This window comes from Pseudoalteromonas sp. SG44-8, from assembly GCF_014164125.1.
Classification (GTDB): domain Bacteria; phylum Pseudomonadota; class Gammaproteobacteria; order Enterobacterales; family Alteromonadaceae; genus Pseudoalteromonas; species Pseudoalteromonas rhizosphaerae.
Genome location: NZ_JACJEQ010000043.1, coordinates 1 through 26,403 on the forward strand (window position 1 = coordinate 1; position 26,403 = coordinate 26,403).

The 26,403-nt window shown below is 40.1% G+C and carries 27 protein-coding genes, 2 rRNA genes and 1 riboswitch; of the genes, 5 read left to right on the forward strand and 24 right to left on the reverse strand.

The genetic code is table 11. The features are described 5' to 3' along the window. Positions 1-423: 423 nt before the first annotated feature. The gene (locus H5163_RS19880) at positions 424-897 is read right to left on the reverse strand and encodes a VOC family protein (protein WP_145237712.1); all 474 of its coding nucleotides are present in this window, start codon (positions 895-897) and stop codon (positions 424-426) included. A gap of 190 nt (positions 898-1,087) precedes the next feature. Between H5163_RS19880 and H5163_RS19885 the strand changes: the two genes are divergently transcribed. Further along, a complete protein-coding gene (locus H5163_RS19885; protein ID WP_182735805.1) occupies positions 1,088-1,699 on the forward strand; it encodes an SDR family oxidoreductase in 612 nt (203 codons plus the stop codon). Positions 1,700-1,891: 192 nt separating this feature from the next. On the opposite strand, the gene H5163_RS19890 is transcribed toward H5163_RS19885, so the two are convergent. Continuing rightward, positions 1,892-3,628 carry a DUF4153 domain-containing protein gene (locus H5163_RS19890; protein ID WP_182735806.1) on the reverse strand — a complete coding sequence of 579 codons (1,737 nt, stop codon included), beginning with the start codon at positions 3,626-3,628 and terminating at the stop codon, positions 1,892-1,894. Positions 3,629-3,686: 58 nt separating this feature from the next. After that, complete coding sequence (locus H5163_RS19895) at positions 3,687-4,385, reverse strand: tRNA1(Val) (adenine(37)-N6)-methyltransferase (protein ID WP_145237721.1); 699 nt, start codon at positions 4,383-4,385, stop codon at positions 3,687-3,689. Positions 4,386-4,461: 76 nt separating this feature from the next. Here H5163_RS19895 and srmB point away from each other — a divergent pair, with 76 nt between their 5' ends. Beyond that, a complete protein-coding gene (srmB, locus tag H5163_RS19900; protein ID WP_145237725.1) occupies positions 4,462-5,694 on the forward strand; it encodes an ATP-dependent RNA helicase SrmB in 1,233 nt (410 codons plus the stop codon). 89 nt (positions 5,695-5,783) lie between these two features. On the opposite strand, the gene H5163_RS19905 is transcribed toward srmB, so the two are convergent. After that, positions 5,784-7,859, reverse strand: a complete 2,076-nt coding sequence (locus tag H5163_RS19905; protein WP_182735807.1) for a S8 family serine peptidase — start codon at positions 7,857-7,859, stop codon at positions 5,784-5,786. Between the two features lie 470 nt (positions 7,860-8,329). Between H5163_RS19905 and H5163_RS19910 the strand changes: the two genes are divergently transcribed. Then, entirely contained in the window at positions 8,330-8,653 is a 324-nt protein-coding gene (locus H5163_RS19910; RefSeq protein ID WP_182735808.1) for a BON domain-containing protein, read from the forward strand. A 241-nt stretch (positions 8,654-8,894) separates the two neighbouring features. On the opposite strand, the gene H5163_RS19915 is transcribed toward H5163_RS19910, so the two are convergent. The 7 genes from H5163_RS19915 to yaaA form a co-directional block, all read right to left on the reverse strand. Beyond that, on the reverse strand, positions 8,895-9,086 hold the full coding sequence (locus H5163_RS19915) for a hypothetical protein (protein ID WP_182735809.1): 192 nt from the start codon (positions 9,084-9,086) through the stop codon (positions 8,895-8,897). 101 nt (positions 9,087-9,187) lie between these two features. After that, positions 9,188-9,580 (reverse strand): hypothetical protein, encoded by a 393-nt coding sequence (locus H5163_RS19920; RefSeq protein WP_182731847.1) that lies wholly within the window; start codon positions 9,578-9,580, stop codon positions 9,188-9,190. Positions 9,581-10,003: 423 nt separating this feature from the next. Continuing rightward, the gene (locus H5163_RS19925) at positions 10,004-12,013 is read right to left on the reverse strand and encodes an alpha-amylase family protein (protein WP_182735810.1); all 2,010 of its coding nucleotides are present in this window, start codon (positions 12,011-12,013) and stop codon (positions 10,004-10,006) included. A gap of 298 nt (positions 12,014-12,311) precedes the next feature. Next, the gene (locus tag H5163_RS19930; protein WP_145242920.1) at positions 12,312-12,506 is read right to left on the reverse strand and encodes a DUF1289 domain-containing protein; all 195 of its coding nucleotides are present in this window, start codon (positions 12,504-12,506) and stop codon (positions 12,312-12,314) included. 109 nt (positions 12,507-12,615) lie between these two features. Then, entirely contained in the window at positions 12,616-12,984 is a 369-nt protein-coding gene (locus H5163_RS19935; RefSeq protein WP_220494610.1) for a DUF2059 domain-containing protein, read from the reverse strand. Positions 12,985-13,269: 285 nt separating this feature from the next. Then, positions 13,270-14,184, reverse strand: a complete 915-nt coding sequence (locus H5163_RS19940) for a mechanosensitive ion channel family protein (protein ID WP_182735811.1) — start codon at positions 14,182-14,184, stop codon at positions 13,270-13,272. A gap of 100 nt (positions 14,185-14,284) precedes the next feature. Then, entirely contained in the window at positions 14,285-15,064 is a 780-nt protein-coding gene (yaaA, locus tag H5163_RS19945) for a peroxide stress protein YaaA (protein WP_149983400.1), read from the reverse strand. 250 nt (positions 15,065-15,314) lie between these two features. Here yaaA and tal point away from each other — a divergent pair, with 250 nt between their 5' ends. Beyond that, on the forward strand, positions 15,315-16,265 hold the full coding sequence (tal, locus tag H5163_RS19950) for a transaldolase (protein WP_182735812.1): 951 nt from the start codon (positions 15,315-15,317) through the stop codon (positions 16,263-16,265). 177 nt (positions 16,266-16,442) lie between these two features. Beyond that, entirely contained in the window at positions 16,443-16,631 is a 189-nt protein-coding gene (locus tag H5163_RS19955; protein WP_145242910.1) for a DUF3545 family protein, read from the forward strand. A gap of 109 nt (positions 16,632-16,740) precedes the next feature. On the opposite strand, the gene ung is transcribed toward H5163_RS19955, so the two are convergent. From ung to rrf (H5163_RS20020), 13 genes are all read right to left on the reverse strand, one after another. Then, positions 16,741-17,403, reverse strand: a complete 663-nt coding sequence (gene ung, locus H5163_RS19960) for a uracil-DNA glycosylase (RefSeq protein ID WP_182735813.1) — start codon at positions 17,401-17,403, stop codon at positions 16,741-16,743. Further along, positions 17,400-18,257, reverse strand: coding sequence for a cobalamin-binding protein (locus H5163_RS19965; RefSeq protein ID WP_145242907.1), 858 nt, complete (start codon positions 18,255-18,257; stop codon positions 17,400-17,402). The genes ung and H5163_RS19965 overlap by 4 nt, the downstream gene beginning before the upstream one ends. Continuing rightward, positions 18,257-18,856: a cob(I)yrinic acid a,c-diamide adenosyltransferase gene (gene cobO / locus H5163_RS19970; protein ID WP_145242905.1), complete on the reverse strand. Its 600-nt coding sequence runs from the start codon at positions 18,854-18,856 to the stop codon at positions 18,257-18,259. The genes H5163_RS19965 and cobO overlap by 1 nt, the downstream gene beginning before the upstream one ends. Continuing rightward, positions 18,840-20,342: a cobyric acid synthase gene (locus tag H5163_RS19975; protein WP_182735819.1), complete on the reverse strand. Its 1,503-nt coding sequence runs from the start codon at positions 20,340-20,342 to the stop codon at positions 18,840-18,842. Before H5163_RS19975 ends, cobO begins: the two co-directional genes overlap by 17 nt. After that, positions 20,342-20,869 carry a bifunctional adenosylcobinamide kinase/adenosylcobinamide-phosphate guanylyltransferase gene (gene cobU / locus H5163_RS19980; RefSeq protein ID WP_182735814.1) on the reverse strand — a complete coding sequence of 176 codons (528 nt, stop codon included), beginning with the start codon at positions 20,867-20,869 and terminating at the stop codon, positions 20,342-20,344. The genes H5163_RS19975 and cobU overlap by 1 nt, the downstream gene beginning before the upstream one ends. After that, positions 20,866-21,663: an adenosylcobinamide-GDP ribazoletransferase gene (locus H5163_RS19985; RefSeq protein WP_182735815.1), complete on the reverse strand. Its 798-nt coding sequence runs from the start codon at positions 21,661-21,663 to the stop codon at positions 20,866-20,868. The genes cobU and H5163_RS19985 overlap by 4 nt, the downstream gene beginning before the upstream one ends. After that, positions 21,663-22,727, reverse strand: a complete 1,065-nt coding sequence (gene cobT / locus H5163_RS19990; protein ID WP_182735816.1) for a nicotinate-nucleotide--dimethylbenzimidazole phosphoribosyltransferase — start codon at positions 22,725-22,727, stop codon at positions 21,663-21,665. Before cobT ends, H5163_RS19985 begins: the two co-directional genes overlap by 1 nt. A 4-nt stretch (positions 22,728-22,731) precedes the next feature. Next, complete coding sequence (locus H5163_RS19995) at positions 22,732-23,727, reverse strand: iron ABC transporter permease (RefSeq protein ID WP_182735817.1); 996 nt, start codon at positions 23,725-23,727, stop codon at positions 22,732-22,734. Beyond that, positions 23,714-24,550, reverse strand: coding sequence for an ABC transporter ATP-binding protein (locus H5163_RS20000; protein ID WP_220493145.1), 837 nt, complete (start codon positions 24,548-24,550; stop codon positions 23,714-23,716). Before H5163_RS20000 ends, H5163_RS19995 begins: the two co-directional genes overlap by 14 nt. 85 nt (positions 24,551-24,635) lie before the next feature. Further along, positions 24,636-24,761, reverse strand: a riboswitch (cobalamin riboswitch). A 40-nt stretch (positions 24,762-24,801) separates the two neighbouring features. Further along, complete coding sequence (locus H5163_RS20005; RefSeq protein WP_182735818.1) at positions 24,802-25,416, reverse strand: histidine phosphatase family protein; 615 nt, start codon at positions 25,414-25,416, stop codon at positions 24,802-24,804. A gap of 135 nt (positions 25,417-25,551) precedes the next feature. Further along, positions 25,552-25,893: an FKBP-type peptidyl-prolyl cis-trans isomerase gene (locus H5163_RS20010; RefSeq protein ID WP_310736657.1), complete on the reverse strand. Its 342-nt coding sequence runs from the start codon at positions 25,891-25,893 to the stop codon at positions 25,552-25,554. Between the two features lie 216 nt (positions 25,894-26,109). Continuing rightward, positions 26,110-26,224, reverse strand: a 5S ribosomal RNA gene (rrf, locus tag H5163_RS20015). A 62-nt stretch (positions 26,225-26,286) separates the two neighbouring features. Beyond that, a 5S ribosomal RNA gene (rrf, locus tag H5163_RS20020) occupies positions 26,287-26,401 on the reverse strand. Positions 26,402-26,403 lie beyond the last annotated feature (2 nt).

The window sequence follows — 26,403 nt, forward strand, 5'->3', positions numbered from 1 at the left end:
CCAATGACTCCCATTATGGAAAAAGGAATTGTGAATAGTGCGAACGCTAAAGCAATAACTTTACTAGTTTGGTGCGATGAGAAAGATTTTATCTGGACTTTCATTTTTCCTCCATGAACACTAACAGCTTATTGAACACCATCTTGGTGGTTTATAACACACCAAAACGGCGTATGTTACATACCATGATAATTTCACCAATAATTACCTTTGTAAACAAGTAATTAAAACATCTAGAAATTAAGCATGTTATTTTGCCCCAAAACGGCGTTTAATAATGTTATTGGACAAAATTAGATTTCTACTCAAAACACAGGAATAAATTTAACTTTTTCAATGGCTACTTCTCGCTCATAGCTGTCTGTTAGATGAAATATAAACCTATTTTTCAAAACTATGAGATCAGATATCAGCCACTGTAATTTATGCGTCTTCTTCTTTACTGATCAGATCAACCATGCGTTGACTAATCTCGTCATCGCTGAGGTCTTCTTTATGAGTGCCTATTGTCCATACATGGCCAAATGGGTCTTGTAATGTACCGGCCCTATCACCGTAAAATTGGTCGTGAACTGGGCGTATTTCTTTACCACCTAAGGCAACCGCATTAGCAAATACGGCATCTACATCTGCAACGTAAAGCATTAAGCTCACAGGCGTGCCACCAAGCTCATCAGGGCTTTTAAAATGCGCTTCAGGGCACATATCTGAAAGCATAATATGCGAATCACCAATTTTAATTTCTGCGTGAGCAATGCCGCCATCTGGCAGCGGCATTTGCATAATGAGCTGGGCATTAAATACCTTCTCATAATACTCGATTGCTTTTGCTGCACCGTTAATTATCAAGTAAGGAGTAATTGCATGATACCCCTTTGGTATTGCTGAAACCGTCATTTTACGCTCCAAATGTGTGACCTTATTAAATAAAGGTTAGTCGATATCAGCTGAAAGTCAGCTTTACAAAAATGAAAACTAAATACTCTGGTTTAAGTAATAAAGTGGTTCTAGCCCTTTAAAAATAAATATCTCCCCCAAGGTCTATAAACACAGTGAGCAATTTAGCTATTTTTTGAAGGAGTTAATGATGAGCAAAACATTAATCATAGGCGCAAGTGGCCAGATTGGTAAAATAACGACACAGTTACTACTTAATGATCAGCATCAGGTTGTTGCTCTCGTACGTGATAAAAATAAGTTAAGCGATTTAAGCAGTCCCTACCTCAGCGTGACCGAGCAAGATCTCGAGGGTGACTTTAGCCAAGCATTTGCAGGCTGCGAACAGGTGATTTTTGTTGCCGGTTCTGGCGGAAGTACCGACGATGATAAAACATTATTAATTGATTTATGGGCTGCGGTTAAAGCCGTAAATTATGCAAAGCAATATGATGTAAAAAACTTTATTATGGTCAGTTCGATTGGCGCAGATGATCCTGATGCAACAGAAAGCGATTTAAAACCTTACTTAGTTGCTAAACATATGGCTGACGAACATCTAATCAATAGCGGCCTAAATTATACCATTGTACGCCCAGGTTCACTTACCAACGACAGTGCTTCATTGCAAATCACCACGCAACGGCCAAGTGAACGTAAAGATGCAAAAGTCAGCCGTGAAAACGTGGCAAATGCCTTGTTGCAAGTGGTAAAAACGGCTCCTGGTGACAACCGAATATTTGAGTTATTTGATGCCAATTAAAGCCAGTATCTGGCTGTAATTACAGAAATACCAGGAGCTATAGCAGAATAATTTTCTGTATGCTCCTGCTGTTACTTATCCTAACAATATTTATTAGTTTGGTGATTCAATGTATTACGCTAAACGTTATTGCGTTGAACTTTATATTGAATTACTAACTAATATTTTGAACACTCTGACCTTAAACCCTGTTTAGTAATCAATATTACTCCTGACTTTAAACAGCACATCGCCAATTTTCAAATCATTATATTTGGGTTGTGCAACCTCAATGTTATCTGCATCAATCAGTGTTTTTAGTAATTTAATTTGCTCGGGATTATCGATAGTCATGTATTTTGATTGCCATTGAGTGCCATCATGCAACCACAGATTAGCTTCAGTAGAGTGATTCGATTCATCTATAAATACATAATCGAGTTGTTCATCTTGGTTTAAATCTATGGCGATAAAATAAAATGAATGACTTTTAAGCGGTGTCCAGCGGTTGAAATGTAAGCTCTCGAATACAGCCTGAATTAACTCATCCGAAAACACCTGCTGCCTAGGCCAAAACGTCGAGTGCGTAACAAACTCTGTTATTGATGTTTGCTCGGCTAAAGCCTCAAACTCTGGATTATCTGGGTTGACATACATTCGCTCAATGATCATTGCTTGCTCTGGATGAGTACTCTGAATTTGCGCTTGTAACTTTTGCATTGCAAGATAGCCTTGGCGTCCTAAATTACTTGAGAAGTAATAATAATCAAATTCTTCAATACTCACGTCACCTTCATTTAAGCGCGCGATTTGACTCTCGGTAGATAAACGCTGAAAATTCAAAATTGGCGAGTTCACTAGTAGCATGAATATTAAAATCACTACCCCCATCACAATATTAACTTTGCTTTGCACTTGTTGCCATGCATCGCGCTTTTTAACGATCCCGACTAAATACCCGAATGAAAAACACGCAAGTAAAAGACACACTAAAATAGCCCAGCAGCGACCCACCGTGATCCCGTATTGTTCAACTCTAAGCCAAATGCCATAAGCGGCAATCACACTGTAAATTGGTAATAAAGCAATACCAAAAAATACTAACCTGTGTATTACAATTTTATAAGGTCGCTGATCAGCAGCGTATTGATAAACCGTATTCACAAAAAATAAAGTGAGTACCTGTAACCATAAAACTAACGAGCTACCACTGCCTGTTTGCCATAATTTATCTAGCCCCGTAAACGGTAGCGTCGCTAAAAAGCCTAAAGAAATAACCGTAAGTACTGGCAGTAAAAACTTAATCAAGGTTTGCAATAAAAATGAGATGTTATCTTCTATATGCATAACCCCTCTAAAGATCACCGTGGCAAAACCGAACGCTAAGGTTAAAGTTGGGATCCAAAACCAGTCTTTTTTGAGTAGCTCAGAGAAAAATGTAATCTCTAACGCATTAAATAGCGCCGCTCCTAACTGCAAAATTCCCCAGAAAATTAAAACGAATAACCAACACTCTGCAAACAAAATAAAGTTACGCCATGAGAGCTTGACTAATTGGCTATAACTAATTGCTTCATTACCAATCAGTTGTTGGATATACATAAGTGCTTTAAAGCTGGCAATTAAGGCTGTGAATATAAAAATGGCCGTTAAAGCATCGTTATTAACCAGCGCAATAGGGTATTGCTGAGCACCAATATAAGCACCAAGGAGTGATAACAACAGACTAAATGGTAACAAGTAACTAAGCAGTTTTTTAATATTAGCTTGCTCTACAGCAAGTAAAGTCAGTAGCACAAAACTAAGGGTAAAAGTAACTAAAGAAAACAACCAAACTGGCTCTGTCGCAGGCCATAGCTGATTTTCAACACTGCGATATAACAAAGTAAGAATAATGCCTTGCACTAAGGAAAGTACAAAAATAAAAGGTTTAGGTAGTTGATTATCCATATCTATCACTCAGGTTTTTCATCAGTGTGCGATAAATGTACCTTTTATTCAATGATGATTACATTTTCAAGTAAAAGTCTTTACATAAAGCTATATACTCATCGCTATATTGAGCCCCTTGGCCATGAATCGTTAAGCTGGTCAGCTCGCATTCTTGCATCTGATAAGCAAAGCACATTAAGCTCCTGCTCGGCGCTTTAGTGGCAGTAGTTTGTACTAAACAATGGCGCACTAAATACAAACCTTGTAATTGCGCTTGTGCAATAAACAACTGCGCTTCTGGGCAAGGTAGAATCACATTTAAAAAAGCATTTTGGTGACTAAGGTGTTTGAATGCAGTGATTAACTCACTAAAACTTAAGCTATCTGTATGACGTGCGGTATTACGAGCTAAGTCCTGCCCTTTTAAACTGGCATTAAAATACGGAGGGTTACTGATCACAACATCAAACTCAGTTGTGGTGGTTACTTGCTGAATAGCTTTTTGCATCAGTGTAATATCTGGCCATGGGCTATTTGTAAAATTTTGCTGCGCATCAGCACATGCATTGGCATCAATTTCAACAGCATTAACCTGCATAGTTGGTTTGCGTTGCTTGCACATTAATGCCAACAACCCAGTACCTGTGCCAATATCAAGTAACCGCTGTGAAGTAGTTAAGTCAGCCCATGCACCGAGTAAAATTCCATCCGTCGAGACCTTCATCGCACTGCGCGTTTGCGCTACTTTAAATTGTTTAAACACAAAGCCTGACATTTTTTCACCTTTTCATTCACCAACTGGCGGATAGCGCGTATAATTACCAGCAATTGTCCTCTATTTTTGACACTCTATGCAATTTTCTGATTTTGATATTGATAACAAGATACTACAAGCCGTTGCTAAAATGGGTTACGAAACCCCAACTAGCATTCAACAACAAGCGATCCCTGAAGCGCTGCAAGGCCGTGATATTTTAGCCTCCGCACCAACCGGTACTGGTAAAACAGCGGCATTTTTGATCCCGGCGATTCAATACTTACTTGATTTCCCGCGTCGCGAGCCTGGTTTTGCCCGTGTTTTGATCATGACTCCAACGCGCGAGTTAGCTTATCAAATTCATGAACAGTGTGAACTACTTGCTAAAGGCACTAACCTTAAAATTGGTGTTGTTACTGGCGGTATTAACTACGGTACGCATAAAGAAATTTTTGAAAAAAATAACGATATATTAATCGCCACACCAGGGCGATTAATGGAATATTTAGAAACCGAAAACTTCCATGCCGAAAACGTCGAGATGCTTATTTTAGACGAAGCAGACCGCATGTTAGATATGGGCTTTCGTAAAGAAATGATGCGTATTTGCGAAGAAGCAAAAAATCGTCGTCAGTGCTTTTTATTCTCAGCCACTCTTGAAGGCGATAGCGTTGAACGATTTGCAGAGCAAATTTTAAAAGATCCAGCCCTATTAGAAGCTGAATCTTCACGTAAAGAAAAAGCTAAAATCCACCAATGGGTACACATTGCTGATGATTACAACCATAAATTAGCGATGTTGGTTGAAATACTAAACAGTGAAGACTTAAGCAAAGCTATTGTGTTTGTTAAAACCCGTGATCGCCTAGAAACATTAGTCGGCGAGCTGACCAATGCTGGGGTTCGCGCAGCCTGGTTACGTGGCGAGATGCCACAAGACAAACGCATGAAGGCAATGGAAAATTTCCACAGTGGCCGTACAAGAATATTAGTTGCGACTGATGTTGCCGCCCGCGGTATTGATGTGGCTGATATTAGTCATGTGATCAACTTTGATATGCCACGCACAGCAGACGTGTATGTTCACCGTATTGGCCGCACTGCTCGCGCAGGTAAGAAAGGCATTGCAATTTCGTTAGTAGAAGCTCATGACATTGCAGTATTAGCAAAAATTGAACGCTACATTGAGCTGCGCCTTAAACGCCGTGTTGTTAAAGGATTTGAGCCGCGTCATAAAGAAGCTAAAGCGCCAATCAAAAAACATAAAGATCCGGTAAAAATCAAAGCCCGTAAAAAGGCCAAAGCAAAAGCTAAGAAAAAGAAATAATTCATCTGCTTTGACGCTACATAAAAAGCCGAGACTTATGGGGTTACTTCATATTCATAGTCTCGGCTTTTTAGTTTAATTACCAGCAGCTACTGACAAACTCCTAGGTCTTTCCAAACGGCCCATGCGCTGGAATTATCAGCAGGGTTTGCACCGCGTGTCCACCATTTCGCACTGTAGCGCTTACCATTATAGGCCACCTCTTCGCCAGCCGTGTATACAGCACTTGCACTCCAGTTCGATAAGTCTGTACAGCCAGTTTGTGTGCCATCTGTAACAGTTACTGTTTTAGTTAAGGTATGATTAAGTCCTTGGGCGTCACTTACCGTAAGTGCTACATCATAGGAACCTGCGGCTTGATAAGTATGATTGGGTGTTACGGTATTAGCGACACTGCCATCACCAAAAGTCCAATTATAGGCTGTAACAGCCACATCATCAGTCGATGCATTAGTGAAACTGACAGCCAACCCATTGACACTAAAATCAAAGTTCGCTTTAGGTGCTTGATTAACATCACCGTCATTTTGACAATTACCTTGACGCGACCAAACATTAGAATAAATCGCTGGACTTGCCCCCGTTGACCACCAAGTTGCTTTATATTTAACTTGGTTAAACTCAACCAAATCACCAACACGGTATGACTTTGCTGCATCCCAACTAGCTAAACCATCACAACCGCCTGGAGGATTCGATGAGATAGTCACAGTTTGACTACGCTGATTTGTTTGTCCTATGGTGTCAGTTACTTCTAAAAGGACTGTATAATTACCTTCTGCAGTATAAGTATGAATAGGGTTTTTAGTATTCGATGAATTGCCATCGCCAAAACTCCAACTATAACTGCTGATCCCTTTATCATCCGTAGAGGTATTATTGAAAGTAACCTGTTTATCATTTACGGTTGCACTAAAACTTGCAACTGGCGCATTATCCATGCCACTACCACCGCAGTCAGATTGTGCTAAATAATCATAGGCATCTTTTGCTTTAACAATACCAAAACCGTATGAGGTATCCCGCCCTTGTGCGCCACGATCTTGCGCAGTGGTATTTAAAGCATCACGAATTTGTTGATTACTACAGTTTGGAAAGTGACTCCAGACTAATGCAGCTACACCAGATACATGCGGTGTTGCCATGGAAGTACCACTTATACTCTTATACCCGCCATTATTCCATGTTGAGTTAGTACCAACGCCTGGCGCTGCAATTTCAACCTGTGAATTATATTGTGAGAACGATGCCTTATTACCATTTCTATCAACTGCCGCCACAGATATAACCGCATCATAAGATGCAGGGTAACTTAACGAGCTATTCGCATCATTACCTGCAGCTGCAATATGCAACATACCTTGCGAATAGCTATTAGCAAAAGCTTGGCGCTCAGCATTAGATGATTGAGGCCCCCCCAAACTCATACTGGTCACTGTTGCCCCAGCGGCTTGACATTGACTGATAGCTGCAACAAGGTCAGAACCATATGCCCATCTTCCTTGGTCGTTAAATACCTTAACAATGTGTAAACCCAATTGGCCCGAAGAATTAACCCCAACAACACCCTGACCATTTCCACCTAACGCTGCAATAGTACCCGCAACATGTGTACCATGGCCGTTACCATCGTTATACCAATTACCTGTATCATTAGCGCCATAACCATCACTGCCAGTGACGCCTGTATTTGGTAAGTCAGGATGATTTAGTGTGTAGCCAGTATCCATAATACATACTTTTTGACTGCCAGTTAGGTTATCTGAAAGTTGTTGAGCTTGAACCATAGTAATACCATATGGGGTGCTTTCGGCCATTAAATAACGCTTTGGATCCACTTCTATACTGGCTACATCGCTACTTTGTAATAAACGAGCTTTTTGATCCGCCGTTAAAACCACCGCCATTGCGTTAATATCAGGCAAGCTTTGTAGTACTTCAACATTAGCTTGAGTAGCAACATCGCTCATCAAGCTTACTTTAATATTATTAATCTGCGCTTTACTTTGAGCAAACGCAGTATGTAGAGCAGTCGTTTGCTCAGATAAATGCACAATAAAACGCTCTGACTCTACTTGCTCAGCGATTGCAGAACCAGCTGTTGATAACAAAATAGCACTCGCTAATGCCGTTATTTTGAATGTTGGGGTTTTCGACGCTTTCATTTAAAAATCCTTGGATGTTAGTTTAAAGAGAACTGAATTAACAAATAATTCACATCAATTTAATAAAAACACCTAAAGACAACGCTGTCAATAAACCGAGTACAGTTGTTTACCCATAGAAAGTAGAGCAATTAATCTATTGTAATTAAAGAAAATATTTTTAATTAGATGGCTATACAGTAACTAAACCACATGCCTTTGATTTACTTGAGTTCAATGATTTTTGTAAAATAAATGTTACAGTTAATTTTATATCATATTGTTCTAAAAAAACAAAAAAAAGGAACAAATAAATCTAAAGTAATTAAAAATTACCGTATTTTTTACTCAGTTGAATGTAAAAAACTCCTAAATAGTTTACAACAATTTTAAATTATCAATATATTTCAATGACTTAATCTTGGAATGAATATTGTAACACTAGGGTTACTAGTCACTAAATAAATATAATAGACGTTATGGGAGGAATCATGAATCGCTTCAAATTAACTATGTCATTAGTATGCTGTATATTTTCACTCGCCTGCACAATACAAGTCAGTGCGGCCACCAGCACAATTATGATCAGCAGCGTTTCTCCTCAACCGACATTACAACAGACTATAACTCATAAACTGCGCAGCAATCCAAACCTACACCTCTCGCAACTACAAGTGCACGTTAATGGCAACAAAGTAGCCCTGTACGGTATAACCGAAACCGGCTTTGAACGCGCACTGGCACAAAAGTTTTTAGAAAATACCCAAGGTGTGGCAATTATTGAAAATAAAATGCAGGTTAAAGTAGCTAGATAGAAGATTAAAAATTGATTTGCAAGGCTCTACTATTTAAAGACAAGATAAGCATTACTGTGCTTGCTCAACATATAAAAACATCACCAACACACCGCAATGCACAATAAGGTATTTAATAGAAATAGAACTGCTTTGTTGTGTTATCGCTAGTGCAATTAAACTCACTGCTGAGTTTAATTGGCAATTTTATGCGTTTAACACAAATGTGAGAAACACTAATCTACAGATGAATTTTTATGATTTACTCAACTGCTTTAATTTTAACGATACCAAACTTAATGAGGCCAAAATATCCGATCTCGGCAACTACCACTACAGGCAGAACTATTTTTAACCAATAGTTTGGTGAACCGTAAAACATCGCCAGTATAGTCACTGCAATAGATGAAATAATTAGGGCTGCAATACCGCCACTAACCTTATCAATTCGCACTGGCTCCTTACAATTTGAGCACTTTACTTTCAAGGGATTCATGGTGTTTAAAACTGCCATAAAAGAAATACTGGCACTACAATTATTACACTTACTCATTACTAACTCTCAGTTGGTTTAATAAAGAAATCTTTGGCATCGCTAAAATACAAAGCCCATGCAGCGAACAATGGATATATAGCTTTATTTATAATATTTGAAAATGAAAAAACAGCGTTACTTTCTAATGAAACGATAAGTGAATCACCCGCATATAAAAATACGTAAAGAAAAACTACAGAGAAAAACAAATGTAATCCTTTTGAATTTCTTTTAAATATTTGCCACATAGCAATTATTTGGATCGTAACAGCAATTGACCAAATAACTAAACTGATAATACCTAAAGTTGGGTCATCAGAAATAAACACCAGTAAAGCTGATGCGATAAAAGGCCAAAGACCATAACAAAAGAAACAAAGGATAACTGTTCCATAAACCATGATTTCTTTCATCCAGATACCTTAATTCCCTTTAAAATATATTGCCGCGCGCAACAGCGAACAAATCTACGCAGAGGAGTGATTGTCTAGCCCAAATGACATAGTTAACTAACTCATTGTATACAATTTAATAATGCCTAAGTAAGTTATATTAAACCACTCAACTTATAGCACTTATACATTATTTAAAAGCTAACGAGTATTTAGAATTACTCTTTCTATTCAAACATCAAAAAAGAACTAACTTTATTTACATTCAATCACTTAATCAAGCATTAATAGTAAATCGTAATTAGATAACTGTTTATCTAATTTGCAGATACGCAAAGTTACTAATGACCATAAAGCTCAAAATTCATTTTGGCAATAATAGCGACTTACAAATCCCAGCTAAACGCATACTTATGGTTTAGCTGGGATTTATCTGTAATAAAATTAGAAATTGCGTATTTCTACCGTTGAATTATTAAACTCAAATTTATTAATTTTGCCGCATTGAGCAACATGATTAGTACTAGCATAAGGGGGGTTTGCTTGCGCGATATTGCCCTCCCAGCCCTGACCATTTTTAATAAACGCTTTTACCTCAAACCATCCATTAACCGCTTTGCTGCAATCCATATCAACATCAAGCAGCCAATAATGTTCACCCCAAATATTCAGTGGTGTAACACCAAAGCCATCATTAGCAACGGTTTTTTCTGCTCCCCAAGTTGCTGGCCAAATATTAGTTGTCCAATCGGTTGCGGTCCCTTGCGCCTCACTACTTTGGCCCGTTTCAATACCATACCAATCTAGGTAATTATCGTTTGCTTTCCAAGGACTGGTAGTGGCACTTTGCAAATTATTATGGCGAATTGGCATAGCACATTCAAAGTTGCTTGTTTGGCAGTTACGCCCAAGGTTTGTGTTTGCATAAACATGGTCAATCCCGCCGCGAATAAACATATCTTGGCCAGTTTGCGTTTGTGCGTTAATAAATATCACAGTTCGCTGCCAATCACTCTGAGGATCAGGGGTTGAGTTAGTGTTTAACTTGGCATTTTTATGAATAGCCATTGCATCCCACGCGGCTACATTTAAGTTTATAGTGCCATTTGCATTAACAGTAATAACTTCACCAGTACAACTTGTTGCATCATTAGTCAGCGCTCCTTTGAGCACGTTACAGTATTGCCCTGGAGCCATATCTGTTTGCACGGTGGTATTGAGTGTTGAGCCTTCTTTATTAATGGCAACATGCCCTGAACTTCCTCTACCAAATGCTATTTGATTGTTAGTATTATCCCACCAATTGGTTGTTGCCCAGTTATCAGCCGTATTATTTCTAAAATCTACGCCACCTGCAATGTATGCCCAACGATGCTCACATTGCCAATTACTCGCAAAGCATTCTAAATTACCGTTGTTATGCACAGGTACGCTTGGACCACCAGCATCTGTGTCACCATGATAGTCGTAACTAGACATTACTTTTGGATAACCATACGGGTAAGCCAACATAAATACGTTTGCTAAGTCGTACAAGCGGCCATCTTCAAAGGTAATTACATTACCGGCACCACCATGACCGCGTTGATTATCATGATTATCTACAAATACTACAGCTGATGCACTTGGCATAAACCCCCACCCTTCACCAAAATTACTTAACCATGCGAGCGAGCCATTTCTAAAGGTATTGCCAAGTTCAGTGCTGTATTTAAACTCCGTAACTAAACCTGACGCTAAATACTCAGAGGCACCAACAGCCTCGCCACCTTGATCAATTACTTCTTGAAAGACCACTGGCGAGCCATTCACTTTCGCCATTAAACTTTGAATATCACTGGCTGCAACATGTTTAGAGGCATCAAACCGAAACCCCTTAACACCAATGGCTTGTAATTCATTAATGTAAGCCGCTAATGTGTTTTGGACATACGTTGCAGCGGTATCTAAATCTGCTAGTCCAACTAACTCACAGTTTTGTACTCGGTAACGATCGTTGCCGTAGTCAGAGCCATTAATGGCGCAACTGGTGTGAAAGTCTTGTGGGCTATAAATTGGGTATTGTTTATTACCATAGGTATTACCAGCGGTACCTGTACCACTGCCTGCAGCCATATGATTGATTAAAGTATCTACATAAATATCAACGCCAGCGGCATTACAGCGATTAACCATATCAATAAACTGCTCGCGGTTACCGCCTCGGCTTTGCAATAGGTAACTGACAGGTTGATAACGCGTCCACCATTGGCTGCCTTGTATATGTTCATTAGGCGGCGATACCTGTACCGCTGCATAGCCTTTAGGTCCTAGGTATTGTTCACATTCGAGGGCTACATCTTGCCAGTTCCATTCAAATAGATGGACGAATGTTGTTGGTGTTGCATTTGCAATCGACGTAGCACTTAGGGCAATGCTTAGCCCAATAGTGGTTACTATTTTTTTAATTTTCATTGTGTGTTCCGTTGTATTGTCAAGTAATAGGCATTCTACATTTACAAAGAATTAACAATAGAGAGGTTCTCACAAAATGAAAATTGAATACGTATGCAATCAAAAATTCAAAAACACCATCGATTATGAATGCTTAGCCAAATGCAGTGGCACGAGTATATCGCTAACTTATTCTTTGTGTGTGTTGGAGTGTTTATTAACGGGCAGTACAGAGCAGTAAAAACTAGTATACGGTTTTTATACTAATCTTGAAATTTGGGGTTAGCTTTTTCAGACTGCAGTTTGCTCTACAAAGTGATTATTTATGTTGCGCGTTTTTGCGATTTTGGCATTCATTAAGAACCTGCAGCTTTTGTGCAGGACTTGCACTGTGCCACGCGAGAATTTCATCAAGGGTTCTAAAGCAACCGATACAGGTATCGTTTTTATCCAAACAACAATGCCGAATACATGGGCTACTTGGTTCTTCATTGCTCACTTTAATGTTATTCATTAATTTTACCTTCGACTTTACTTATTAGACACTAGCCTTAGTTTTAGCTCGTGTCTAATAAGTAAAGTAGATAATCGGCTAGCGATAACTAAACTATGACCACTGCCTTTTACTTGTTTTGATGCTTCGCCATAAATGGTTGCAGTCTTTCAAGCAGTAGGCCTTGTTTTAACTGCCCTTCTTGCATACCTAACTGCGCACCTATTTGCATCAATTCTGGTGATTTAGCTAGAAACTTTTGCCCTGTGGGTGTTTCATAAAAGGCGGTTAACTCATTGATTTCTTTGTCAGTGAAATTCTCTGAGTAGACTTCAACCAATTCAGCTAAAATTGCTTGCTGATCAAAATCATACTTAAACCAATCTCGGTAAATATTTTTCAGCTCTTCTTTCGCCGCTGCATCCAATTTTAACTGTGCCGCCATTTGCTCAATAACCGGCAACATAGCTTCAAAACCACCGGTCATCTGCTTATCCATGTCCATTACTGAGAACATTCTTTCAACTGGGTTGCTTGCTCTTCTGCATAACTGAGGTTGGTTAATATTAATAGTGAAAACGCACATATTGATAGGAGTTTTTTCATTGTAATTTCCTTATACAGGGATAAATAAACATGCACTTATCTTACTCTTATTGTTGCTGTCTATCAGTAGAAAACTTAATACTGGTAAATATGCGCAAATCAACAACTGTATTACCAGCTGTAAATTTGTGTAAATTAGCACTATCAACAGGTAAATATTACCTGTTGATAGAACCATTTATTGTTCTGAGTGCTGGCGCTTTTCAGTGATCATCGCATCGAGTTTTTCACCGCCTTTAATACCAAAATCAAGGGTACGAATTGGGAATGGAATACTAATATCAGCGTCACTTAGCGCTTGTTTAACTGCCACAATTGCTTTATGGCGTACGCTCATAAAGTCTGCCTCGCCGGGATATTTTATCCAAAACCACACCAGTAAGTTGACACTACTGTCGCCAAACCCTTCGGCATAAACAGCGGTTTCGTCTTGTTTAATTACAAAATCAAATTCATTGATTTTTTTAACTATCACCTCGCCAGCCAGCTCTGGGTCATCACCATATGAAATGCCCACCGGCACTTCAATGCGGCGTACACCTAAGGTACTGTAATTACGTAATACATTACGAAAAAGTATTTTGTTAGGCACTAAAATCAATTGCCCATAAAAGTTTTCGATAAGCGTGTTGCGCAAATTTATTGAGCGCACATTGCCAAACACATCATCGGTTTTTATAACATCGCCTGTTTTAAAGGGTTTGCGAATACCCATAGCAATACCAGCGATTAAGTTCTCTGTCATATCTTGAAAGGCAAAACCAATTGCTAGACCAACAATCCCAGCACCAGCCAGTAATGACGTTACAGTGCCTTTTAGCCCTATAAAATCGAGGGCAACAAATAACCCAACACACAGTACTATCATCTTGAATATCGATGCCATTAAGTCTGCAATTTGTTGGGAGTCTAACGAGCGGCGTAAAACATTGCGCATCATCGAACCTAAAAAACGCGCGAGAATTGAGAAAACAATGGCGATGATCACCGCCACTATAAAATTAGGTATATGACTTATTACGACATCAAACCAGCCACCGAGTTTTTCTTCAATAAGTTTTTCGGCATCGCTGATAGAAGGTATTTTTAGCATTGCTTAACCTTGATTATTTTATAAATAGTGTCAGGTTATTGCAAAATAAGCGCCAAAACTAAAAAGCCATGCATTGCATGGCTTTTAAACAGATTAATAACTAGTTTTGTTCATCTCTTAGAAATACTGGCTCCAGCTCTTTTTGGGTCGCTTCGCTACTGTAGTAGTAACCATCAACAGTAAACTTTTTTAAATCGCTTAACTGGGTAACTTTATTCTCAATAATGTAGCGAGCCATCAAGCCGCGAGCTTTTTTAGCATAAAAGCTGATAATTTTATATTGGCCGTTTTTACAGTCTTTAAAGTGTGGAGTAATGATTTGCGCGTTTAAGGCTTTTTTATCAACCGCTTTAAAATACTCGTTTGATGCTAGATTTACTAGATATTGGCTATCTTGCTCAGCGAGTACGCTATTTAGTTTATCAGCAATAATACTGCCCCAAAATTCATAGAGGTTTTTACCACGGCTGTTATCAAGCTTAGTGCCCATTTCTAAGCGATACGCTTGCATTAAATCAAGTGGTTTTAATAACCCGTAAAGGCCTGACAAAATACGTAGGTGACTTTGCGCGTAATCAAGTTGCCCGGCAGTTAAGCTGTTTGCATCTAAACCACCATATACATCGCCATTAAAAGCCATCACGGCTTGTTTAGCGTTGTCGGTAGTAAACGGTTGCGACCATTCACTAAAGCGCGCAGCATTAAGGCCTGCAAGCTTATCGCTAATTTTCATTAAACTGCCAATTTGTGCCGGCGTTAATTCGCGGCACACCGTCATCAACTCTTCGCTGTGCTCAAGTAACTCAGGTTGCGTGAATTTATCAGTGCTTGCTTGGCTCTCGAAATCTAAATTTTTTGCAGGTGAAATAACAGTGATCATAGTTAGCTATTGACTTGGAAATTATTTAATGTCAATTTCAACATTAAATGAAACGAAAAGCACGTTTTGTTTATATCAATTAGTTAGAATTGATTGGTATGATACCTACCTTATTCGCACAGCAAATTATGCTATGCACCTTCGTTCTTCACTGATACGGACATAAGACCTATTAAGCGCTGTCACAGTGCTGCAGTATAAGGTAGTTACAGTAGATTTTCTTTTAACTTGCTTGGAATGAGGAAAGCAAATGACTTCAGCTCTACAAAGGCTCAAACAACATTCATCTATCGTGGCCGACACTGGTGATATTGAAGCGATTAAAAAACACCAACCGGAAGATGCAACAACTAACCCTTCATTGCTATTAAAAGCCAGTGAAATTGAAGCCTATAAGCCGTATTTAGATAAAGCGTGGAGTTATGCTAAAGAAACCGAGCAAGACGCTGCTAAACAATTAGAACTAGCCTGTGACTACTTTGCTGTATTACTAGGTAAAGAGATCAGTGACATTGTGCCGGGTTATATTTCAACCGAAGTTGATGCACGTTTATCATTTGATACTCAAGCAACAATCGCTAAAGCACACACATTACTAAGCCTTTATGAAAAAGAAGGTGTGAGCAAAGATAAAATCTTAATCAAAGTTGCCTCAACGTGGGAAGGTATTAAAGCCGCAGAGCAACTTGAAAAAGAAGGTACTAAGTGTAACTTAACGCTGCTATTTAGTGATGCTCAAGCCCGTGCTTGTGCAGATGCTAACGTATTTTTGATTTCACCATTTGTTGGCCGTATTTTAGATTGGCACGTTGCTAACGGCTTAGAAAAACCAACTGATCCATTACAAGATCCAGGCGTGCAATCAGTACGCAGTATTTTTGAATTTTATAAGCGTCATGATTATAAAACGGTTGTTATGGGCGCAAGTTTCCGTAACACCGGTGAAATCATCGCACTAACTGGTTGCGATAAACTAACCATCAGTCCTAACCTTTTAGAAGAGCTAGGCAACCTTGAAGGTGCACAGGAGTATTTACTTGAAAGTGATATTACTAAAGAGCCTAAACCTGCACCACTAACTGAAGCTCAGTTCCGTTGGTTACATAATCAAGATGCCATGGCGACAGAAAAACTAGCTGAAGGTATTCGTTCTTTTGCTGATGCACAAGAGCAACTAGAAGCGCGTTTTAAAGCAATGTAATCGCTTTTATCGTTTAAATTAAACGTCGCATTTGCGGCGTTTTTTTATGCCTGAAAATAATCTCTATTCATTAATTTATCACTTACCTGTAACATAAATGTCACTTTTTTATTCTATTTTAGTGTGGCCTGTGGTATAGGTATTTTCGAGGTTCAAAAAATTCAATAGGAGAAGTTCATGGATAGCCTAGACGATATTTTAGAGATATTAGAAGGTCCTGATACAACAAGAAAGACCTCTCAGAAAAATAAAAAGAGAAAATGGCGCGAAATCGAAGCTTTAAAAGACAAGCAACGTTTACGTAAAGAACTACAGGAACTAGACTTTTTTACAGACAATATTGCGATTGATGAATTAGATTTTTAATTTCGCAATAGCTACTAACCAACTAAAAGGCCCTTACCGATAAAGTAAGGGCCTTTGTTTATATCAGTTAACGTATATTCTGCGCAGGATAACCTAGCACCTACAATTCCTAAACTTGCCAATCGATCGCTGTTTGCCCTTGCTGTGTTAATAACTGATTGGTTGCGGAAAAATGCTGGCAACCAAAGAAGCCACGATGCGCAGACAACGGCGATGGGTGCGGGCCATTTAAAATATGGTGACGCGTACTATCAATGCCTTTACCTTTCTTTTGTGCGTGAGCACCCCATAAAATAAATACCACACCTTCACAGTGTTGATTAATATGGGCAATAACCTTATCGGTAAACTGCTCCCAACCGAAGTGTTTATGGGAATGGGCTTGGCCTTGCTCAACAGTCAGTACGGTATTAAGTAAAAACACCCCTTGCTCTGCCCAGCGTTGTAAATAACCGTGCATAGGCACGCGAAAACCATCGATATCTGTAGCCAGCTCTTTATAGATATTTTTTAATGAGGGGGGAAGTTTAACAACCTCTGGTAATACCGAAAAACACAAACCATGTGCTTGTCCTTCGCCGTGGTAAGGATCTTGTCCTAAAATAACCACTTTTATATTACTTAACGGTGTTGCATCAAATGCACTAAATACATACTGCTCTGGCGGATATACAGCAATACCTTCGCTGCGCTTTTGAGCAACTGTATCCAACGTCTGCTGCATATAAGTTTTTGCACATTCGGTTTTTAAAAAGTCTTGCCAATCACTCATTGTGCCTCCTTAATTGCAACGCGTGAATCATCTATTTTAGTACACATATCAGCAAGACCATCCAACATACGCGTGGTAAAACGGTGTAGTAAATCAGCATTGACGCTAATAAACTGATGGTGCTTTACCGCGGGTACTTCGGGCCATTGTGTCCAATCAATCACCGTTTGCTGCGCTTGTGACTTTTCATTAGGCAATATAATGATCTCTGGTTTTGCCACGATCACATTTTCAATACTTATCAGAGGGTAATCAGTTCGGCTGCTAGCAAATACATTACGACCTTGGCAAATTTCGATTAACTGATTGATCCAGGTATTTTTACCCACCGTCATCATCGGTTCTGCCCATAGCTGGTAAAATACCGCGACCTTACTTTTACCTTGCTGCTTGGCTTTGATTACAGCAATTTTTTGCTCAAATTCAAGTGCGGCTTGCTCGGCTGATTGCTCACGTCCAGTAAGCTCACCTAAACGGCGCAGTTCATTGGGTACTTTATCTACTTCACTGGCGTCACTGTAAATTATATCAATACCAAAACTTTTAATACGTGCTAAATCCTCAGCTTTGCTACCCGTTTTCCATGCTAAAACTAAATCAGGTTTGAGGGCCAGTAGCTTTTCTATTTGAATACCTTGGTGACCACCGATACGTGGGATATCATTGGCCGCAGCAGGGAAATCAGCATATTCCACGGTTCCCACGATTTGCTCACCAGCGCCGATGGTATACAGGTTTTCAACAATATGCGGGGCCAAGGCGATAATTCTTAATTGCTGCTTGTTAGGATCAGCCACGAGCTTAAAGCAGCACAGAGCCAGCGATAAAACGAGTACAAGCCTAAGCGTAGCCATTAATAATCAAATCCTATTTGCGCTTTAACACCAGCATCAAATGCATGCTTAACATTGCGCACTTCACTAACAGTATCAGCTAAGTCAGTTAACTTGCGATGCGCACCACGGCCAGTAATAATTAAAGATTGCATTGGCGGACGATTAGCGATCACTTCGAGTGCTTCGTCTAAATCAATGTAGCCGTAGGTGATCATATAAGTAATTTCATCAAGTAATACTAAATTAATTGATTCGTCAGCCAACATACGTTTTGCTTCTTGCCAAGTCGCTTGCGCCGCTGCGGTATCTGATTCTTTATTTTGCGTCTCCCAGGTAAAACCTGTGTTCATAATGGCAAATTCAACCCCTGCGCCTTGCAATACATTACGCTCACCACACGGCCAAGTACCTTTAATAAACTGGCACACAGCAGCTTTCATGCCATGGCCTACACAACGTGTTACCGTGCCAAACCCTGAGGTTGATTTACCTTTACCGTTACCGGTGATCACCTGAAAAACGCCTTTCTCAGTTTGTGCTGCGGCTATACGCTCATCAACTTTATCTTTTACTTTTTGTTGGCGTTGTTGGTGCTTGTCGTTATGTGTGTCGCTCATGATTAACTCCTTCCCAGTTTTGGTAAATTTGCGTTATTTTGTCTAAATCTAAATGTTCTTTACACATCGTGGCTAAGCGCGTTAATTGCTGCTCGCGATGTGTGTCTATATCTATTAATTGGGTAATACCACTATTTGGCAATACCCAATCCAGTATTAGTTGCGTAGCTGCACTGCTATCAAATAAGCCATGTAAGTAAGTACCTGCAATACAATCATCATCTGATATAAAACCATCTTGCACAACATGCTGTGGATGCTGAGTAAATTGTAAAAAAGGCTTTTTAAATGCTGGGCCTGCGCTACAACCAGCGTGTATTTCATAGCCTGCGACTTTTGCTTGTTGACCGCCAAGATGGATCACACCAGCAGCTTGAGTTAGTACTTTATGCTGCCCTAAGTGAGTGGCAAAATCAGCAAGCCCTAAAGCTTTACAGTGTGTTTTACTTGATTCCACACCCTCAGGGTCATAAATATCTGTGCCGAGCATTTGCAAACCTCCGCAAATACCTAATAACTTACCGCCATAACGCAAGTGACGCTGAATCTGCTCGCCCCAGCCTTCATTGTTTAAAAAGGCTAAATCATTAATAACATTTTTACTGCCAGGAATGATGATCAGATCAACGTGTGGAATTGCTTGAGTATGGCGAATGTAATTAATGTCAATTTGCGGGTTTAAACGCAGCGCATCAAAATCAGTGTGGTTACTAATATGAGGAAGTAGCAATACTGCGATTTTTATTTTTGCTTGGCTTACTTGATTATCTATCGCTACCGCGTCTTCAGCATCGAGGGCGAGATCATGTAAATACGGCAACACCCCTAAAACTGGTTTACCGGTGTACTCTTCAAGCCAATCAAGGCCACCTTGCAATAAGCCTATATCGCCACGAAAACGGTTGATCACAAAGCCTTTTACTCGTGCTTGTTCTGACTCGCTTAATAGCGCAAGAGTACCGACCAAATGCGCAAACACACCGCCTTTATCTATATCTGCAATAATGATCACGGGGCAATCAACCGCTTCGGCGTAACCCATATTAGCAATATCACCCGCACGTAGATTAATTTCAGCCGGGCTGCCCGCCCCTTCAACTACCAGTAGCTCAAACTCTTCGCTTAAACGCTGTTGCGAAGCCAGTACCGCATCCATCGCGACTTTTTTATAATCATGATAAGCACCTGCTTCCATATTACTAATGGCTTTACCGTGAATTATCACTTGAGCGCCAGTATCACTATTGGGCTTGAGTAAAATGGGGTTAAAATCACCCCGTGGCGCCACTTTAGCTGCAATCGCTTGAAGTGCTTGCGCACGACCTATTTCGCCGCCATCTTCTGTTACAGCGCTGTTTAAGGCCATATTTTGCGGTTTGAATGGAGCAACTTTGATCCCGCGTTCAACAAATACCCGGCACAATGCTGCAACTAAAGTACTTTTCCCTGCATCAGAAGTCGTACCTTGTACCATTAATGTTTTCATCATGACTGCCCTTTCAGTGTTAAGGCAAGACCTGCCATTATAAATTCAACTCGCGCAGCTTTTGCGGCAATGGCTTGATGTAACCAGCCTGATTCATCTACAAACCGGCGGCTTAGCTCGCCCAGAGGCACAATGCCGTGGCCAACTTCGTTACTGACAAAAATCACTTGCCCCGGTAAATTTTCAAGGGTATTTAGTAGTGCTGATTTCTGTTCATCCCAACAATCACTTGTGGCGTGACATAAACAGTTACTTAACCATAAGGTTAAGCAATCAACTAAAATACAGTTATCTTTGCTGCTGTGTGTTTGTAACGCTTCAGCCAATGCAATTGGCTCCTCAACTAACGGCCAATCTATAGGGCGCTGTTGTTGATGATGGACTATACGATCTTGCATTTCAGTATCGTGGGCTTGCGCCGTTGCGAGGTAAATAACGCTTTTATTGCTTTGCTGTGCAAGCTGTTCAGCAAAGCGGCTTTTTCCACTGCGTGCGCCGCCTAAAATAAATGTGTGGTTAGCGTTCATAATATACTCACGAAAGTTAAGTAAATGGCAATTTCACTTAGCTGCTGCGCCGCACCTAAACAATCGCCAGTGTAACCACCTAACTGCTGTTTAAACCAGCGGATCAAAATGACTCTTAGGATCAGTAATACTGCTACAAGAATGAATACGGTTTGCCATAACAATACACCAACAGCAATCAAGCTAACCAGTAAAGTAGCGGCGGTTACAAGTAACGTAACTAAACTAGTGACCGATAGGTGCATAGCAAGCGGCTTTACTTTTGAAGTCGCATCCTCACTTACATACTCCATCCCCATAATTAAACTGGTTGCCACTACTCGGCTTACACATTGCCCGATAACAATTGCACTCAATACAGTAATCAATGACTCACTAAGAAAGAGTAGGCTTTGAAATTTAACCAGCAGCATAATCAATAATGCCGCTGCACCATAAGTACCAAGACGACTGTCTTTCATAATGGCAAGCTTTTGCGACACCTGCCAACCACCGCCAAAACCATCCCATACATCGGCCCAGCCATCTTCATGAAATGCGCCTGTTAATAACAACCCGACCGCCATCATTAGTAATACACTTATTGATGCTGGTAACAGTAATTGAAAAACGCCGTAGCTGAGTGCTAATAATCCACCAAGCAGTAAACCCACTAAAGCAAAATAGCGACTTGCTTGATTTAAATGAGCACCGGTTACATTAAAGCGCAACTGCACCGGTAGCCGGGTTAAAAAGCTAATTGCTAATAACAGTAACTGCCATTGCGTTACTTTATTTGCCTCTGGGTTAGGCATTAACTGACAACCTGCTTAACACCAGCATCAGCAAAACTAGCCATCTGATTATAAAAACCAAGTGCGGCTTGCAATAATGGTAAACTTAACGCAGCGCCAGTGCCTTCACCCAAGCGTAAATCAAGTTGCAGCAGTGGCTTAACATCGAGTGCGTTTAACATCAGTCGATGGCCTTGCTCATTTGAGCAATGTGCAAAAATTAAATAATCTTTCACTGCTGGGTTAATATTAATTGCGGCCATTGCCGCAGCACTACAAATAAAGCCATCAACTACTACAGCCATGCCTTGCTCAGCCGCAGCCAACATAGCTCCCGTAATATGCACAATTTCAAAGCCACCTAACGCTGCAAGTAGTGAAATAGGATCTGCTAAATGTAACTGATGCAATACCAGCGCTTGCTCTACAACTGTTATTTTACGCGTAACAATATCATCACTAACACCCGTGCCTTTGCCAACACACTGCTGTGCAGGTAAATTCAGCATAGCTGCCATAATCGCTGCTGCACTGGTGGTATTACCTATGCCCATTTCGCCAAAGGCAATTGTATTACAACCACTATGACTGAGCTGCTGCACCAGCTGTTTAGCATTATTAAAGCCTTGCTGTACCTGCGCGGTATTCATTGCCATGTCTGTATTAAATGGCTTTGTTATACTTCCTAGACGGCAATTATGGACACTTGGCGCTGTGACTGGATGCAAAATACCACAATCAATCACTTCTAATTGCCAACCTAACTGTTGGCAAAAGACATTAATAGCGGCACCACCGCTGACAAAATTAGCTACCATTTGTGAGGTGACATCACTGGGCGCTATCGATACCCCTTGTGCAGCAACACCATGATCTCCTGCAAATACCAGCAAAGTAGGCTTATTGATTGCAGGTGCAAAGGTTTTAAAAGCATCTTCGCTTGCCACTTTTTGGCTAAACAAAGTAACCAGTTGTATTGCACATTGTTCTAACTGTCCAAGTGCACCAAGCGGTTTAGTTTTTTGGTTAATCTTATCAATGATGAGGTGACCAAATTGATTAGTTACTGTGGGTATATTAAACATCTGACTAACTCTCTCGCTTGCGAAAATAAAGTAACGATAAAAAGAAAATACTGCCTATTGCAGAAGTAATAACACCGATTGGCAATTCTTGATTTGCAAGTAAAACACGCGATAGCACATCAACCCACACCATAAATATACCGCCAACTAAAGCCGTCATGATCAAACCAGTAATAGTGCCTTGCGACACAAAAAACCGTACTATATGCGGGATCATCAAACCAACAAAACCAATACCACCACACATCGCCACTAACACTGCAGTGATCAATGAGCTCAATACCAACATTAATAACCGAAACCGCTGTACCGGTATTCCTAAAGTTGCAGCACTTTCATCACCTAGTAACATTGCATTTAGTTGCCGACGAAAACCCATCATCAGCACTGTGCAACTAATAATAACTAAAGCGGGTAACCATAACGTTGACCATTGTGCGCGAGCAAAGCTGCCTAGCGTCCAAAATAAAATAGCCGTGATCGCCTGTGGATCACTAAAATACAAAAGTAAGCTGGTAAAGGCACTGAATAAAAAGGATAAAGCGACCCCAGCCAAGAGCATGCTTTCAACTTGTCCGCGACCTGCTCGTCCGGCAATAAAAACCAGTAATAACATAGTCAATAAACTACCAACAAATGCCGCGGCCGACATTGTTATTCCCGCGCTGACTCCTGTTAGTGTCATAAAACATACCACACCAAATGAGGCTCCCGATGAAATACCAAATAAGTAAGGATCGGCTAACGGGTTACGGGTTACGGTTTGTAAAATTAAACCAGCAATAGCTAGACCAGAGCCAGCTAAAAACGCCAACAATGTTCGTGGCATTCGCAGTTGCCATATGATCCGCGCTATAAAGGAGTCATCTCCCTGACCTATAATACTGTGGTATACATCAATAAATTTACTGGCCGCAGCACCAAAGCTAAGTGCTATAAAAATGCTCGACAAGGCAAAGAATAACGCCACGCTGACTGCAAAATAATTATTTTTTTGCATCAACGCCACCACCTTGATAACCGTAAAAATAGGTAATACGCGGAATGACCTTATTTAATTGTTTACTCTGTGGATGCGCCGAGACTTCGGCACAGACACCAAATACTTCGCTAAGCATTTCTTCCGTGATGACGTATTCTGGGCTACCCGTTGCAACTAACTTACCTTGCTTTATCACCAGTAGTTCATCACACATACTTGCTGCAAGATTAAGATCATGGAACGACGCTAATACCGTTACATTTAGCGATTTAGCCAACTCCATTAATTGAATTTGATATTTAATATCTAAGTGGCTGGTAGGCTCGTCCATAATTAATAATTGAGGGCTTTGTACAATTGAACGTGCTATCAATGCGCGTTGCTTCTCGCCACCTGAAAGAGAATCAAACGATTGCTGTAAATGATGGCTCAAGCCAACTTGCTCAATCGCCTGAAAAATAATTTGTTGATCATTTTTAGTTGTCGAACTAAATAAGCTTTTATGCGGCGTAAGGCCAAGACTCACTACATCATAAAGCGATAGGTTAAATTGCGAAGGTGTTTCTTGCAGCACCACAGCAACCTGCTTGGCATATTCATCCGCACTTAGCTGCCAAATATTTTTCCCTGCAAATATAACCTCACCGCACACTGGTTTAGTGTAACGGTATAAACAACGCAATAAACTTGATTTACCTGCGCCATTAGGCCCTAACAAACCAATAAATTGGCCTGGTTTTATTGCAAAATTAATATCGTGCAAAATGGCGGTATTTGCCACCGACCACGATAAATTAGCTACTTCAAGTAAAGGGGGATCAATTACTGCTGGTATTTGCAATGTGTTATCTCTCTAGCAATAGCTAAACCCAATACACTACAAACCATTATGATCATGGTGATAATAGAAGAGTTAGCCCGCTCAATAGGTAATAAATTAACGTATTTTGTATCTGACTTATCGCGCTTGCGACTTACAGTTGCGGGAACAGTTGAGGAGTTACACCCCATTCCAAAATACATAAGGCTCTATTATGGGCGGGTGAGTAAATATTTCAATTAATATCTTTCTAGACGGCTAAAAATAGTCTTTTAAAACACAATTCTGGGCCATGCTTTATCGCTATCATCTATGTAAATATCAATACAAATAAGCTTCCCATAACCGATTGAAAATATGTTTTGCTGATTCGACTCTTTTGGTAACTGACAAATAATACCTAATAGTTGCTTGATCACTCCGGCATGCGTTAAAACTAATTGTGCTTGAGTGTGATTACTTGCAATATCAATTAGTAACGTTTGCCACCACGTTGCTATTCGCTGATAAAAATCTCTCATACTTTCGCCATGAGGGGGGGTTACTTGCCAAGGGCTTTGCCAAAAATCGCCAAGACCAGGAGAATCCGTCTGTTGCCACAAATCATCATATTTACAGCCATCCCAATCGCCAAAATTAAACTCTCGGAGCTGATCAGTCAGAAAAAGTGGTATTTGCTGGGCATGGCTAAAAGATCTGGCAAATTCGCTACAACGTTTCAAAGTCGAACTTTGTACAAGCTCAATATTAGTTAGCTCATTGCACGCTTGATGTAATTGCGCACGGCCAAGTTCACTGAGTAAAAAATCTGTCTGTCCGGCCAAGACTCCTTGCTCAATCAATTCGCCATGGCGTAATAAGTAAACGCGACTAGAAAATGGCGGCATAAAACCCTCTTACATTAAAGAAAAGTACTTTTAACAATAGCATAATGGTCATCCTAAACGGATTAAGCGCACATCAAAATGTAGAACGGCATTAGCTCCTATTTTCCCACCATTCCCCTTGCGTCCCCACGCCAGCTATGCAGGAATTACAAATTCATAGCGAGAACCAACCGACATCAATAAAATACCTTCTCGTAATCCTTCGATTGCCTCATCTAAGGTAAATACTTCAGGCATTCCAGCTTTATAACTATCAGCTATTACGCTGCCATCAGCAAGCATAATACGCTGATTTATGACCACGGTATCTGTGTCAGTTACTCGCTCACCAGAGATCTCATCTATTACTTTATACATCAAACCAGAAGCACACAGTTGAGTATCAGCATGACGACTAAATTTAACTATGAAGCTTTCACTGTTTTTACGATTGAGTCCTGATGAACCTTTTGATTTAGTTGTTTTTTTACGTACCATGAAGCTCCACCATTTGTATGATAAATATAATGGTTTTATCGCATAGGTAGAGGCCTGAACGCAAGTTTTATAGTGAGTTTGCGAGTTTTTCAAAACAATAAAATGATCTTAATGATTGGCGCTGTCTTTGCCCGCCAGCATAATCTCACTGCTAAATCACTTTCCTGCAAACGTAAAAAAGCCCGACTATTTCTAGTCGGGCTTTCTTTAATTAGATCCTGGCAATGTCCTACTTTCACATAGCAAATGCTACACTATCATCGGCGCTGTTTCGTTTCACTACTGAGTTCGGCATGGGGTCAGGTGGGTCCAAAACGCTATTGTTACCAAGAAAATTCTTTTCAATTTTCTTATTTTAATTATTAAGTTTTAAGTCCTTCGACTAAATTTGGAGCCTGGCAATGTCCTACTTTCACATAGCAAATGCTACACTATCATCGGCGCTGTTTCGTTTCACTACTGAGTTCGGCATGGGGTCAGGTGGGTCCAAAACGCTATTGTTACCAAGCA